Annotated in this window: 11 protein-coding genes; 7 read left to right on the top strand and 4 right to left on the bottom strand. The window is 60.6% G+C overall.

The genetic code is table 11. The features are described from left to right. The first annotated feature begins 6 nt into the window (after positions 1–6). The 4 genes from kdpB (at position 7) to BMZ57_RS26940 (ending at position 6,199) form a co-directional block, all read left to right on the top strand. The gene (gene kdpB / locus BMZ57_RS26955; protein ID WP_010211913.1) at positions 7–2,064 is read left to right on the top strand and encodes a potassium-transporting ATPase subunit KdpB; all 2,058 of its coding nucleotides are present in this window, start codon (positions 7–9) and stop codon (positions 2,062–2,064) included. A gap of 64 nt (positions 2,065–2,128) precedes the next feature. Next, entirely contained in the window at positions 2,129–2,674 is a 546-nt protein-coding gene (kdpC, locus tag BMZ57_RS26950; RefSeq protein ID WP_045791171.1) for a potassium-transporting ATPase subunit KdpC, read from the top strand. A gap of 146 nt (positions 2,675–2,820) precedes the next feature. Next, positions 2,821–5,472 carry a DUF4118 domain-containing protein gene (locus tag BMZ57_RS26945; protein ID WP_010211911.1) on the top strand — a complete coding sequence of 884 codons (2,652 nt, stop codon included), beginning with the start codon at positions 2,821–2,823 and terminating at the stop codon, positions 5,470–5,472. Between the two features lie 37 nt (positions 5,473–5,509). Beyond that, a complete protein-coding gene (locus BMZ57_RS26940; RefSeq protein WP_069673328.1) occupies positions 5,510–6,199 on the top strand; it encodes a response regulator in 690 nt (229 codons plus the stop codon). A 131-nt stretch (positions 6,200–6,330) separates the two neighbouring features. On the opposite strand, the gene BMZ57_RS26935 is transcribed toward BMZ57_RS26940, so the two are convergent. Next, complete coding sequence (locus BMZ57_RS26935) at positions 6,331–7,368, bottom strand: patatin-like phospholipase family protein (protein ID WP_010211909.1); 1,038 nt, start codon at positions 7,366–7,368, stop codon at positions 6,331–6,333. Between the two features lie 216 nt (positions 7,369–7,584). Between BMZ57_RS26935 and BMZ57_RS26930 the strand changes: the two genes are divergently transcribed. From BMZ57_RS26930 to BMZ57_RS26920, 3 genes are all read left to right on the top strand, one after another. After that, positions 7,585–7,863 carry a hypothetical protein gene (locus BMZ57_RS26930; protein WP_003172685.1) on the top strand — a complete coding sequence of 93 codons (279 nt, stop codon included), beginning with the start codon at positions 7,585–7,587 and terminating at the stop codon, positions 7,861–7,863. A gap of 44 nt (positions 7,864–7,907) precedes the next feature. After that, positions 7,908–8,669 carry a CHAD domain-containing protein gene (locus tag BMZ57_RS26925; protein ID WP_069673329.1) on the top strand — a complete coding sequence of 254 codons (762 nt, stop codon included), beginning with the start codon at positions 7,908–7,910 and terminating at the stop codon, positions 8,667–8,669. Between the two features lie 90 nt (positions 8,670–8,759). Further along, a complete protein-coding gene (locus BMZ57_RS26920) occupies positions 8,760–9,557 on the top strand; it encodes an acyl-CoA thioesterase (protein WP_010211907.1) in 798 nt (265 codons plus the stop codon). Between the two features lie 2 nt (positions 9,558–9,559). On the opposite strand, the gene BMZ57_RS26915 is transcribed toward BMZ57_RS26920, so the two are convergent. From BMZ57_RS26915 to BMZ57_RS26905, 3 genes are all read right to left on the bottom strand, one after another. Then, the gene (locus tag BMZ57_RS26915) at positions 9,560–9,922 is read right to left on the bottom strand and encodes an Mpo1-like protein (RefSeq protein WP_010211905.1); all 363 of its coding nucleotides are present in this window, start codon (positions 9,920–9,922) and stop codon (positions 9,560–9,562) included. 123 nt (positions 9,923–10,045) lie between these two features. Continuing rightward, entirely contained in the window at positions 10,046–10,471 is a 426-nt protein-coding gene (locus BMZ57_RS26910) for an Imm50 family immunity protein (protein ID WP_044286853.1), read from the bottom strand. Next, positions 10,468–13,167, bottom strand: a 2,700-nt coding sequence (locus BMZ57_RS26905; protein ID WP_175497157.1) for an RHS repeat-associated core domain-containing protein, incomplete at its 5' end; no start/stop codon positions are given. The genes BMZ57_RS26910 and BMZ57_RS26905, both read right to left, overlap by 4 nt.

Raw genomic sequence — 13,167 nt, 5'->3', positions numbered from 1 at the left:
ATGAAAATGAATATGCCTGCAAAAAACGCGGCTCCGGTGCAAACCCAGGAACCCGCCAAAACCGCCATCTCCGCCCTGTGGCGCCCGGCGCTGGTCCAGGCTTTCGTCAAGCTGGATCCCCGCCAACTGCAACGCTCGCCGGTGATGCTGGTGGTCGAACTGACCGCGATCCTCACCACCGTGTTGTGCTTCGTGCCCGATACCACCGTGCCAACCTATGTCGCCGTGCAGATCGCGGTGTGGCTGTGGTTCACCGTGCTGTTCGCCAACTTCGCCGAAGCCTTGGCCGAAGGGCGTGGCAAGGCGCGTGCCGACAGCCTCAAGGCCGGCAGCGAAGGCCTGAGCGCTCGCCGCAAGGAGGCCGATGGCAGCTTCAAGGTCGTGCCGGCCACCAGCCTGCGCAAAGGCGATGTAGTGCGCGTCGCCGCCGGGGAAATGATCCCCGGTGACGGCGAAGTCATCGAAGGGATTGCGGCGGTCAATGAAGCCGCGATCACCGGTGAGTCCGCACCGGTGATCCGCGAGTCCGGCGGCGACCGTTCGGCCGTCACCGGTAACACCCGGCTGGTGTCGGACTGGCTGTTGATCCGCATCACCGCCAACCCTGGTGAGTCGACCCTCGACCGCATGATCGCCCTGGTGGAAGGTGCCAAACGCCAGAAAACCCCTAACGAAGTCGCGCTGGATATCCTGCTGATCGGCCTGACCCTGATCTTCCTGCTGGTGGTGGTGACCCTGCAGCCGTTCGCCCATTTCGCCAGCGGCAGCTTGCCCCTGGTGTTCCTGGTCGCACTGCTGGTGACGCTGATTCCTACGACCATCGGCGGCTTGTTGTCGGCCATCGGTATTGCCGGCATGGACCGCCTGGTGCGCCTCAATGTGATCGCCAAGTCCGGCCGTGCCGTGGAAGCGGCAGGTGACGTGCACGTGTTGCTGCTGGACAAGACCGGCACCATCACCTTCGGTAACCGTCGGTGTGCGGCGGTGGTCGCGGCGCCTGGCGTCAGCGGCAAGGAAGTGGCCGAGGGCGCGTTGTTTGCCTCCCTGGCGGATGACACTGCGGAAGGCAAATCCATCGTCGAATACCTGCGCGCCTTGCACCCTCAGGCCGAACCTTCTGCGGATGAGCTGACCGCCGTGCCGTTCAGCGCGGAAACCCGGTTGTCCGGTGTCGACTACCAGGGTCGTGTGTTCCGCAAAGGCGCGGTGGATTCGCTGTTGGCGTTTATCGGTCAGCCACGCCGCGACTTGCAACCGGCACTGTCGCGGGAAATCGACAAGATTGCCCAAAGCGGCGGCACCCCGTTGCTGGTGTGTGCTGATGGCAAGTTGCTCGGTGCGATCCACCTCAAAGACGTGGTCAAGCCCGGCATCCGTGAGCGTTTCGCCGAGCTGCGCAAACTGGGCATTCGCACCGTGATGGTCACCGGCGACAACCCGCTGACCGCCGCTGCGATTGCTGCTGAAGCGGGCGTGGACGACGTGCTGGCCGAAGCCACGCCGGAGAAAAAACTCGCGCGCATTCGCCATGAACAAAACGACGGTCGCCTGGTGGCAATGTGCGGCGACGGTGCCAACGACGCCCCGGCGCTGGCCCAGGCCGACGTCGGCATGGCAATGAATGACGGCACCCAGGCCGCTCGCGAAGCCGCCAACATGGTCGACCTCGACAGTGACCCGACCAAACTGTTGGATGTGGTGCAGATCGGCAAGGAATTGCTGGTGACCCGTGGCGCGCTGACCACCTTTTCCATCGCCAACGACGTGGCCAAGTACTTCGCGATCCTGCCGGCACTGTTCGCCTCGATCTATCCGCAACTGGGCGCGCTCAACGTGATGCACCTGCAAAGCCCACAGAGCGCGATTCTCTCGGCCATCGTGTTCAACGCGTTGATCATTGTGGTGCTGATTCCATTGGCGCTGCGCGGTGTGCGTGTGCAAGCGGCGAGTGCGGCGGCGCTGCTGCGTCGCAACCTGCTGATCTACGGGGTGGGCGGGATCCTTGTGCCGTTCGTGGGGATCAAGGCGATCGACATGCTACTGACTGCGTTGCACCTGGTTTGACCCGAATCCTGCGGGTACCCGATGGGTGCCCACAGGTTGCAATGACCGAATTGAGGAATCCGAAATGTCCAACATGATCCGTCCGGCCCTGAGCCTGCTGGTGCTCATGACCCTGATCACTGGCGTTGCCTACCCACTGGTGGTGACCGGCGTCGCCCAGGTCGCCTTCCCGGGCCAGGCCAATGGCAGCCTGGTGCGCGACGACAGTGGCAAGGTGCGCGGCTCCAGCCTGATCGCCCAGGATTTTACCGGCGACAGCTGGTTCCACCCACGTCCATCGGCCGGCGCTTTCGCGACGGTTTCCAGCAGTGCCAGTAACCTTGGCCCCAGCAACCCGGCGCTGGCGACGCGCATTTTTGATGACGCGAACAAGCAGTGGGTGCGCAGCCAAGGGCCGGTGCCTTTGGCGTCGCTGACTACCTCTGGCAGCGGTCTTGATCCACACTTGCCACCACAGGCGATTGCCTATCAACTGGCGCGGGTGGCGGCGGCGCGGAATGTGCCGGTGTCGACCCTGCAGCGGTTGCTCGATGAGCATATCGAAAGCCCGCTGGTGGGCCCGCCGGTGGTGAACGTGCTGGCGCTGAACATGGCGCTGGAAAAACTCTGAACCTCCTGTGGGTGCGGGCTTGCTCGCGAAAGCGATGTATCAGCCAATGTATTTGTTACTGATAGACCGCTTTCGCGAGCAAGCCCGCTCCCACATTGGATCTTCAGTGGGCCCGAATACTTGAATACCTGAAGGAACCCCCAAGCATGAGCGACTCCGGCCGCGCCGATGCCCTGCTAGCCGATCTGCCCCGGGACGGCCGTGGCCGACTCAAAGTATTCCTCGGTGCTGCACCCGGTGTGGGCAAGACCTACGCCATGCTCCAGGCCGCGCACACCCAGCTGCGCCAAGGCGTGAAGTTGATCGCTGGTGTGGTCGAAACCCACGGCCGCGCCGAGACCGAAGCCTTGCTCAGCGGCTTACCGCAGCAACCCTTGCTGCGCAGCGAATACCGCGGCGTGATGCTCGAAGAAATGGACCTCGACGGCCTGCTTGCCGCCAAGCCCAGGCTGGTGCTGGTGGACGAACTGGCCCACAGCAACGCGCCCGGCAGTCGCCATGAAAAGCGCTGGCAAGACATCCAGGAATTGCTCGCTGCCGGCATCAACGTATTCACCACGGTCAACGTCCAGCACCTGGAGAGCCTCAATGACCAGGTACGCGGCATTACCGGCGTGCAGGTGCGCGAAACCCTGCCGGACTGGGTGTTGCAAGAGGCCGACGAACTGCTGCTGATCGACCTGCCGTCCCGCGAGCTGCTGGAGCGTCTGCGCGACGGCAAGGTCTACGTGCCGGAGCAGGCCCGCGCGGCCATCGATGCGTTTTTCACCCAGACCAACCTCATGGCCTTGCGTGAGCTAGCGATGCAAACCGCCGCCGCCCACGTCGATGACGATTTGGCCCAAGGCTATCGCCAGCTCGGCCAGGCCGCGCCGGCGGTGCGCGGTCGCCTGCTGGTGGGGGTGGATGGTGATGCGCAGGCCGAGCGCCTGGTGCGCCATGCCAGCCGCGTCGCGCAGCGTCGGCATTTGCCGTGGAGCCTGGTGCATATCGATAACGGCCGCGCGCGGGACGAGCAGTTTCGCTTGCGCTTGCAGAATGCCCAGCAACTGGCCGAGCGTCTGGGGGGCGAGGTGGTGTTGCTGCGGGCGGGGGAGGTGGCCAAAACCCTGATCCAGCACGCCGCCGAGCGCCGTGCCAGCCTGGTGCTGGTCGGCCAGTCACGAATGCGTTGGCGTCGCCGACTGTTCGGTGGTGGCCTGGCCGCGCGTTTGCTGCGTAATGCGCGTGGCTTGGAAATCAACGTGCTCGACAGCGATGATATCCCGGCACCGCCAAGGTTGCCCGATGTGCGTGGGCTGGTGTGGTTCGACTATGCGCTGGCGGTCGTGGCGACGGTGGTGGCGGCTGCGGTGGCGTGGGCAGTGTCCAGCGTCCTGCCGCTGCCGAATATCTCGCTGGTGTTTCTCGCCGCTGTGTTGCTGGTGGCGGTGCGCAGCAGCCTGGGGCCATCGCTGGTGTGTGCGGCGTTGTCGTTCCTGACCTATGACTTTCTGTTCATTCCGCCGAATTTTTCTTTCTCGATCCAACGCGAAGAGGACGTGCTGACCCTGTTGTTCTTCCTGTTGATGGCGGCGTTGACCGGCAACCTGGCCGCGCGTCAACGCCGGCAGTTGCAGGCGTTGCGCGATACCCAGGAAGAAACCAGCGAACTGCTCGACCTGTCACGCAAACTCACCGCTGCTACTGATCGTCAGGCGGTGGTCAGCGCCGCTGCGCATCACTTGGAAGGCTGGAGCGACCTGGACCTGTGCCTGGTCAATCGCGATGGGCAGGGTGGTTGGACGATCGAGACCGGCGGCCCGCTGACGCTCACCGAAGCCGAGCGCGCCGCGGCTGATTGGGCTTGGCAACATGACCAGCCGGCGGGCATGGGCACCGGTACCTTGCCGTTCGGGCGTTGGTGGTGGTGGCCGTTGTCGGGCGAGGAGGGCCCGCTGGGGTTGCTGGGCGTCAGTCCCAAGCCTGGACTGGAGTTAAGTGGGCAACGCCGTCGCTTGCTCACCGCCTTGAGCCAACCGCTGGCTCAGGCTTTGGCGCGGGCGCAACTGGCCCAGGAGTTGGAGTCTGCCAGGCTGCACGGTGAGACCGAGCAACTGCGCAGTGCCTTGCTGGCGTCGGTGTCCCACGATCTGCGCACGCCCTTGACCTCTATGCGCGGCAGCATCGATAGCCTGCTGGCGCTCGGTGAGGCCATTCCATTGGAGGACCGCCGCGAGTTGCTCGAAGGCACACGTGATGAGGCCGAACGTCTCGATAGGTACATCCAAAACTTGCTGGACATGACGCGCCTCGGCCACGGCGCGTTGAAACTGGCGCGGGATTGGGTGTCGCCGGGCGATATTGTCGGCAGCGCCCTGGGCCGCCTGCGTGCGGTGCTGGCACCGTTAAAGGTGAGTACCGACGTGCCCGCTGAGTTGCCATTGTTGTATGTGCACGCCGCGTTGATCGAACAAGCGCTGGTCAATGTGTTGGAAAACGCCGCGCGCTTTTCGCCGCCGCAAGGCCGCTTGCAACTGAGCGCCGGCGTTGCTGACGACCAGTTGTTTTTCGCCGTGGCCGATGAAGGACCGGGTATTCCCGAGGAGGAGCGCGCAAAGATTTTCGACATGTTCTACACCGCCGCCCGAGGCGATCGCGGCGGGCAGGGCACAGGACTGGGCCTGGCGATCTGTCAGGGCATGGTCGGTGCCCATGGTGGGCATATCAGCGTGGCCGACGGGATCGACGGGCGTGGCACCTGCATCACCTTGTTCCTGCCTTTGCCGACACAACCTGGCCTGGAACGCGAGGCATGAGCTACCCTGTTTTCTTCACGGATTTTGATGGGACACCATGAGCCAGACCGCGACGATTTTGGTCATTGATGACGAGCCGCAGATCCGCAAATTCCTGCGCATCAGCCTGGCCTCCCAGGGCTACAAAGTGATAGAGGCCGGCACCGGCAACGAAGGTCTGGCCCAGGCGGCGCTGAGCAAGCCGGACTTGCTCGTGCTCGACCTTGGCCTGCCGGACATGGACGGGCAGCAGGTGCTGCGCGAGTTTCGCGAGTGGTCGACGGTGCCGGTGTTGGTGCTGTCGGTGCGGGCCAGTGAAGGGCAAAAGGTCGAGGCGCTTGACGGCGGAGCCAATGATTACGTGACCAAACCCTTTGGCATCCAGGAGTTTCTCGCCCGGGTGCGCGCGCTGCTGCGTCAGGCTCCAGCGGGGGAAGCCCAGGAAGCGGCCTTGCGTTTTGGTCCGCTGACCGTGGATCTGGCCTATCGCCGTGTGCTCCTGGACGGTGCCGAAGTGGCGCTGACCCGCAAGGAATACGCGGTGCTGGCCCAATTGGCGCGGCATCCGGGGCGGGTGATTACCCAGCAGCAATTGCTCAAAGATATCTGGGGGCCGACCCATACCGAAGACAGCCACTATCTGCGGATCGTGGTGGGGCATCTGCGGCAGAAGTTGGCGGATGATCCTACACAGCCACGGTTTATCGTGACTGAGGCGGGGGTGGGTTATCGGTTGCTGAGTGGCTAGATTTTTGGCGTCTGGCAGGGCCTCTTCGCGAGCAAGCCCGCCCCCACACTTGAACGAGTTCCGCCTTTGAAATGCGGTCGAATGTGGGAGCGGGCTTGCTCGCGAAGAGGCTATCAGCAGCACCACAGGTTTCAACTCTGCTCACTCTCATACCGATCCAACGTATCGCTGGCAATCTCCCGACCCAGTGCGATCAGCTCCGGCGCCTTGTAAAACTCGAAAAACCGACACACCCGCTTCGGCACGTTGATCAACACGTCAGGCGGGTAGCCAGCAATCTTGTACTGCGCCAGCGACGTCTGCATCACCTCGAAGCTCTGGTTGATCAAGTCGAGGAGCGACGCCGGGCCGACGTTATCGATGATAAATGACCCGGTCGCTGACTTTGGTGCGCCGGGTTTTTCCGGTGCGGCGGCGGGTTGCTGGGATTCCGGCTCGGCGGAGTCCAGCCAAGGGTTGATCTCCGCCGCCTGCGCTTCCAATGCCTCTTGCTCCAGCTTCATCAATTGTTCGGCCTGCTTGCGCCGGAACGGCAAGTGCGAACCGAGTGATTTCGCCAGGTTGTTGAAGCGACTCTTGAAGGCGGGCGGGCGCTGGATCACTGGCAATTGGTAGTGCTTCTGGTTGGTGGCGTTGAGGTTGACCGCGATGATCAAGTCGCAATGGCTCGACACCACCGGCACGATGGGCAGTGGGTTGAGCAGGCCGCCGTCCACCAGCATGCGGTTGCCCTGCATCACCGGGGTGAACAGGCTGGGAATCGCCGCCGAGGCGCGCATGGCCTGGTGCAGGCAGCCTTCCTGGAACCAGATTTCCTGCTGGTTGGTCAGGTCGGTGGCGACGGCGGTGTAGGGGATGCGCAGTTCTTCGATATTGATCTCGCCGACGATCTTGCGGATCTGGCCGAAGACCTTCTCACCGCGAATCGCGCCCAGGCGAAAACTCACGTCCACCAGGCGCAGTACGTCGAGATAATCGAGGCTTTCAATCCAGTTCCGATAGTCATCCAGCTTGCCGGCGGCGTAGATCCCGCCCACGACGGCCCCCATGGAGCACCCGGCGATACAGGCGATGTCATAGCCGCGCCGTTCGATCTCTTCGATCACGCCGATGTGGGCGTAACCACGAGCCCCGCCGGAGCCCAGCACCAAGGCAACACGTTTTTTCATGGTCCATGTCCTCCCCAAGGCAGGGTCCCACAATGCACCCATTGAGGGGGCGGCTTCAATCTTCGCAGGCGACCTGCGATATTTTTCCAGAATAGCCACGGTGCTCGGGTATGCTCTGGTATGTAGGTACTATCGATTTCAGGCTAGGGACAGGCACTTTTCCATGTAGGCAACGTCTACAACGTACGACTGTTTTTTCTATTTGAGGTGTCATCAATGAAAGCCTGGATGTGTGTACCTGTGATCATGCTGGCCCTGGCCGGTTGTGCCGGTAAGACCGCATACCGCGACAGCTGCGGCAGCCAATTGGACGCTGCCTGGAAAGAGCTGGATCTTGCCAAGGCTGAAGGCTTTGCTGGCACGGTGAGCTACTCTAAAGCGCTATCGTTATTGACGGGCGCCAAGACCCAGCAACAATTTGAAGCGTTTGAAGGCTGCTCCAACAAGGCCGAGAAAGCGCGGTTCTATATTCGTGAGTCTCGCGCCGGGCGTTGACCTGCAGCAGCGAGTAGGACTTTTCATCTGGAAGTGAGGGCAGGATGTCAGCTTTGGTCGATCAGTTAGTCGCTCAGGTCATTGGCCTGGAAGTAGGGTTACTGAGCTGCCAGGCTCGCCTCGCCGCCGTTACCGACGATGAAGCCCTGCATGACCTGCGCACCACCGTGCGGCGTCTGCGCAGCCTGTTGCGCCCCTTGCGCGGGTTGCCGGGGGTGGAACAGCTTGAGATGGCCGCCAGCACCGTCGGCCAACTGAAGACGCCGCTACGCGACCGCGAGGTGCTGGCGGCGTATTTGCACCAACACGGTCATCACGAGGCCGCCAACCGACGCTTGCGTCTGCAACCTGAGGCCTATCGCCAGGTGGCGAAAAGCCCTGAGCTTGCGCATTTGCTGCTGATCCTGGATGCCTTTCCGCGTTTTATCCGTGCTTCTGAACATCAGAAATTGCTCAAAGGCCTGCGCCCGCGCATTGAAAAACGTCTGGCCAAGCAATGGCAGCAACTCGGTAAGGCCTTGAAAGACCCTGACCATGACCGGCACCGCCTGCGGTTGTTGATCAAGCGGGTGCGCTATGCCGCCGAAGCCTATCCCGAATTGGATAAGTTGCCTGCCAACGCGATGTCACGTCTGAAAAACGCGCAGGGCGCTTTAGGGGATTGGCATGATTGCTGGCAATGGCTGGCCCAGGCTGAGCAGCAGGTGGACTTGCGACCTTGTGTTGCGGTGTGGCAGCGCACCATGGCCAAGGCTGAAGGGCAGGCGGACCGCGTGCTGGAAAAACTCAGCGCCGATTGTTTCTGAACCGGTCCGGCTTTTGGCCGGAATAGGCGCTGTACCTGGCTAGCCCGATGGTTAAGATCGCTCATCTGTTCCTGTTGATGTGAGACCGCCATGCGCTTTAGTGATTTACTCGACGCTGCCCGCAGCAACCCGCTGGATGTCATTATCCCTGCCGAATGGGCCCAGGGCCGCGCGACCTTTGGTGGCCTGGTGGCCGCATTGCAATACGAAGCGCTGCGTGCCCAGGTGCCCGCCGAGCGTCCGCTACGGTCGCTGGCCATCACCTTTGTCGGCCCTGTAGCGCCGGACGTTCCTGCCAGTTACCAAGTCGAAGTGTTGCGCGAAGGCAAGGCCGTCAGCCAATTGCTTGGCCGTGTGGTGCAGAACGGTGAAGTGGCGACATTGGTACAGGCCAGTTTCGGTGCGTCCCGTGAGTCGGAAATTGCTGTCGAGAGCGCAGCGCCACCGGTGTTCAAACATTGGGATGAATGCCAGGAGCTGCCCTACATCAAGGGCGTCACCCCCGAATTCATGCGCCACCTGGCGATGCGCTGGAGTGTCGGCGGCTTACCCTTCACCGGCAATAAATCCCGTGACATGGGCGGTTGGGTTCGCTTACGCGGAGATATCAAAGAAGAGCCACTGACTGAAGCGCATATCCTCGCCCTGGTCGATGCCTGGCCTCCGGCTTTGCTGCCGCACCTGAAAAAGCCGGCACCCGGCAGCACCCTGACTTGGACCATCGAATTTATCCAGCCCTTGCAGGATCTGACGACCCTCAATTGGTGCCAGTACCACGTCACCATCGAGCACGCCCGCGACGGCTACGGCCACGCCGCCGCCGCCCTTTGGAGCCCGAGCGGCGAGTTGATCGCCATCAGCCGCCAGACCGTAGTGGTCTTTGCCTGACCTCAATGCCGGTGGCGTTGTCGCCAGGCGCGCCACCAGCCACCACTTAGGACAAAACGCGGAAAGGTCACGAACTGCTCGACCACCAGTCGCTGCACCGCATCTTTACGATCACTGAACGGCTCACTGGCCTCGGCTTCCAGGCTATGGCCATGACGCTGCAACGCCAAACCGGCCAGGATCCCGACCACACCCACGGCGAAACTGGCCAGACTCAGGCTGAAAACCCCGGACACGATCAACAGAAACCCGATGATGAACAGCGGCACGGCAATCAGGTGCAACGCCAGATTGGTCGGGTGCTGATGGTTCTGCGGGTAGTTACGCCATTGCCAGGCGGGAAGGTTGGGGTGACGTTTGCCCATGGTGGTGAATCCTCTGTCCGTTGAAATGGCATGGAGAGAGTTTAGGTGGGGTTGGTCGGGTGGGCGAATTGGCGTTCGCTATAGCGTTCATAGGACCGGTTGCGTAATTCACGTTTTTGATTTTTATAGAGTATTGTCTGCCCAGTTATAGTCTCTTGGTTCGGGGTTATTTATATACACTGTCGGCCCTTCCATGGAAAGCCACTTGGCTGTGAGTTCAATAGAAGCATTTTTTGAGTTTGCGGTGAGCAAGAAGTACCCGTTTTCTCGCTTTATATTTATTATAAATATGTCCCTGTGCGGGAGGTTTACTATTTTTAAGTTGCTAACCTCGGAGCAGCTTAGTGCAATTCTGCACGTGTTATATCCTTTGTTCTTCCATTTTTCAGGCAACACATCAGGGAAGTCTGGTATGTCAAAACCTATTCCAAAAGAGGGTTGGTCATTTTCTATGCCCAGTGAATGAATGTAAGCTTTGCCGATTTCAATCGGTTGGCTGAACACTTTGTTAAAAAATATACTCCCGTCAAGATCGTTCCAGTGTTTCATTTTTTATCCTTGAATACGTAATGGTCTTTTGTTCCCGGAACACTGCCGGTTCGCGGTGTCTCAAATGGACGCAGATTGAAGTGAGCGCCTTGATTGCCAGCTCCGTTTGGAGCGCCGAATTTATGCCCGGCTGAATGGTCTTGTATTAACACTTTGGATCCATCAGCCCTCGTATATTGGTAGACCCTCGTGTGAATAGGTTTTCCCGAGCTATCTAAAATTGCTTTTCCGTTTATATCTGACATTTTCACAATGCTGTATTGTTTTTTTGTGCCAGACCTCGGAGCGGTAATTACATCAGGTTGTTGTGCCATCGGTATATTGGCGTCTCTTTTTGCTTCGCGGAACGCTCCTTTACGAGATATATCAGGTACGTCAGGTTCAACAGGTACAGCGCAGGTTGGGTTTTTCTTTACTGAGCCAGTGCAGTTAGCATTTAGCCCAAGGGGGTCCACCCAACCCGTAGGATTGGGCGCGTACTGGTACGTGTTGATCCCACCCGCCAGCTTCACCGGGTCCGGCGTCAGGTAACGGCCGATATCCGGATTGTAGTAGCGATGGCGGTTGTAGTGCAGCCCGCTTTCTTGGTCGAAGTATTGGCCTTGGAAGCGCAGCGGGTTGTCGACTTTTCCGATATCGACGCGGGTGATTTCACCGTAAGCACGGTAGTGCGCGGACCAGACGATTTCGCCGTCGGGGTTGGTGAGTTCCTGTGGGGTGCCGAGGTGGTCGAGTTGGTAGTGGTAGGCCTTGGTTTCCTTTGGGCCGAAGCCTTCCAGCAGGGCCAGCGGGCGAAAGGTGTCCGGTTCGTAGAGGTAACTGCGATGGCGGTTCGCGTGGTGCTCGGCGATGAGTGTGTCGCCCTGCCAGAAAAACTCCGTAGTGATGCCGTCAACGGTTTTGCTGATACGCCGCCCAAACGGGTCATAGCGGTAGCTGGCGGTCTGGCCATTGGGTTTTTTAATGCCGATCAGACGGTGCTGGCAGTCGTAGCGGTATTCGGTAACGAGGGTGTGGCCTTTGCCACGTCGTTCGCGGATGAGGTTGCCGAAGGCGTCGTAGTCGTAGTGATGGTCACCTTGGATCATCAGGCGGTTGCCGGCGACGATGTCGGGGCCGGGGCGGTTTTGCATGAGCAGGTTGCCGGCGGGGTCGTGGGCGAAGCGTTCCTGCTCACCTTGGGAGTGGTCGGCGCGGATGAGGCGGCTCAGTGCGTCATAGTGGTAGTGGTGTTCACCTTTACGGGTATCTAGGCGCCGGGTGAGGTTGCCGCATGTGTCGTAGTGATACTGGCGCTGGTAAATGGCACCTTCGACGTTGCACAGTCCGTGGTTGAACAGGCGCCCCTGAGTGTCGTACTGGTAACTGCTGAGCAGCTTTCCCTGGCCTCTTTGGTGTTCTCGACCGGTGTCGAATAGATGAGCGGTGAGCGTTTGGCCATTTACCTCGACCTTCCCAAGCAGGCCGCCTTTGGCATGATTGAACGTCACCCGGTTGTTGTCCGGTAGGCGCAAGGTTTGCAGGTTGTCACAGGCGTCGTAGCCGTAGCGCAGGGTGCCCCAGCCTTGGTGCTCGGCGGTGAGGCGGTTTTGGCTGTCGTACTCGTAGGCCAACACCCAGTGGCCGTCCTCGACGCTTAAGAGGTTGCCTTGGCGGTCGTAGGCGTAATCGACTTGGTTGCCGTCGGGCAGGGTTTTTCTTACGAGTCGACCGGCATAGTCGCGCTCGTAACGGGTAACCAGCTGACTGCCGTCATCGCCGTGTTCGGTCTTCTCCTGAAGGTTGCCGTTGAGGTCGTAGGCGTAAGCCGTGCGCTGGCCATCAAAGCCGGTTTCCTGTTGGATCAGGCCGTTGCTGTGGTATTGGAGTCGGTAGGTTTCGCCCACCTCGTTTTCGATCTCGGTCAGCAATAACCTAACGTTGTCGTACCGGTATTTGACCTGGGTGCCATCAGCGTTGATGCGACGGCTGATCAGGTGCAGGCCGTCGGCGTATTCGTAGCGGGTGAGGTGGCCCAGTTCATCGCGTTCGGAGGTGATTTTTCCGTAAGCGTTGTAGCTGTATTCCCGTGTGGCACCGCCCGGTAGCACAACACGGATCAACCGACCTACGCTGTCCCATTGATACTGGGTTAGCGCCCCCTGTGCATCTTCACGGGCAACCTGTCGCCCAAGGTCGTCATAGCGATAGCGCTTAACGCCACCGTTCGGCAACTGCTCCTCAAGCAACTGCCCACGCTCATTCCACACCAGCCGATGACAGCTGTGATCCGGGTACCAGACACCAACCAGTTGCCCATATTTGTTGTAGCTGTAGTCAGTAGCGTTGCCGTCAGGATCGGTCTTGCGCGTCACGTCGCCCTGGTCATTACGCTCGTATTTCCAGACCGCCTGACCCCGCCTTACAACCCGTACGAATCCATTGTCATGCTCGTAGGTCGTCGGCTCATCGTCCCCCGGAAACAGCGCCACCAAACGCCCGGCTTCGTCGTACTGATACGCCGTGATCGCTCCCAGCGGATCCTGCTCAACCGTCAGTCGGCCTTTGTCATCGTAGGATTTAAAGTGTTGGGCACCGTCAGGGTCCACGCGCTGCACCAGCCGCGCCCGCGGGTCATGCACGTAGACTTCCTGGCTTCCGTCGGCGTTAAACACCGTGACCTGCCCGTTGTCATCCCAGGCGTACCGCGTGTCCAT

The sequence above is a fragment of the Pseudomonas simiae genome (assembly GCF_900111895.1).
GTDB classification, from domain to species: domain Bacteria; phylum Pseudomonadota; class Gammaproteobacteria; order Pseudomonadales; family Pseudomonadaceae; genus Aquipseudomonas; species Aquipseudomonas simiae.
Note: the sequence above shows the minus strand (reverse complement) of the source record. Positions and strands in the feature narration are given on the sequence as shown.

What these genes read in the sequence shown, in the direction of transcription:
- kdpB (WP_010211913.1), top strand. Translation starts at nt 7, where the DNA reads ATGAATATGCCTGCAAAAAACGCGGCTCCGGTGCAAACCCAGGAACCC.
- kdpC (WP_045791171.1), top strand. Translation starts at nt 2,129, where the DNA reads ATGTCCAACATGATCCGTCCGGCCCTGAGCCTGCTGGTGCTCATGACC.
- BMZ57_RS26945 (WP_010211911.1), top strand. Translation starts at nt 2,821, where the DNA reads ATGAGCGACTCCGGCCGCGCCGATGCCCTGCTAGCCGATCTGCCCCGG.
- BMZ57_RS26940 (WP_069673328.1), top strand. Translation starts at nt 5,510, where the DNA reads ATGAGCCAGACCGCGACGATTTTGGTCATTGATGACGAGCCGCAGATC.
- BMZ57_RS26935 (WP_010211909.1), bottom strand. Translation starts at nt 7,368, where the DNA reads ATGAAAAAACGTGTTGCCTTGGTGCTGGGCTCCGGCGGGGCTCGTGGT.
- BMZ57_RS26930 (WP_003172685.1), top strand. Translation starts at nt 7,585, where the DNA reads ATGAAAGCCTGGATGTGTGTACCTGTGATCATGCTGGCCCTGGCCGGT.
- BMZ57_RS26925 (WP_069673329.1), top strand. Translation starts at nt 7,908, where the DNA reads ATGTCAGCTTTGGTCGATCAGTTAGTCGCTCAGGTCATTGGCCTGGAA.
- BMZ57_RS26920 (WP_010211907.1), top strand. Translation starts at nt 8,760, where the DNA reads ATGCGCTTTAGTGATTTACTCGACGCTGCCCGCAGCAACCCGCTGGAT.
- BMZ57_RS26915 (WP_010211905.1), bottom strand. Translation starts at nt 9,922, where the DNA reads ATGGGCAAACGTCACCCCAACCTTCCCGCCTGGCAATGGCGTAACTAC.
- BMZ57_RS26910 (WP_044286853.1), bottom strand. Translation starts at nt 10,471, where the DNA reads ATGAAACACTGGAACGATCTTGACGGGAGTATATTTTTTAACAAAGTG.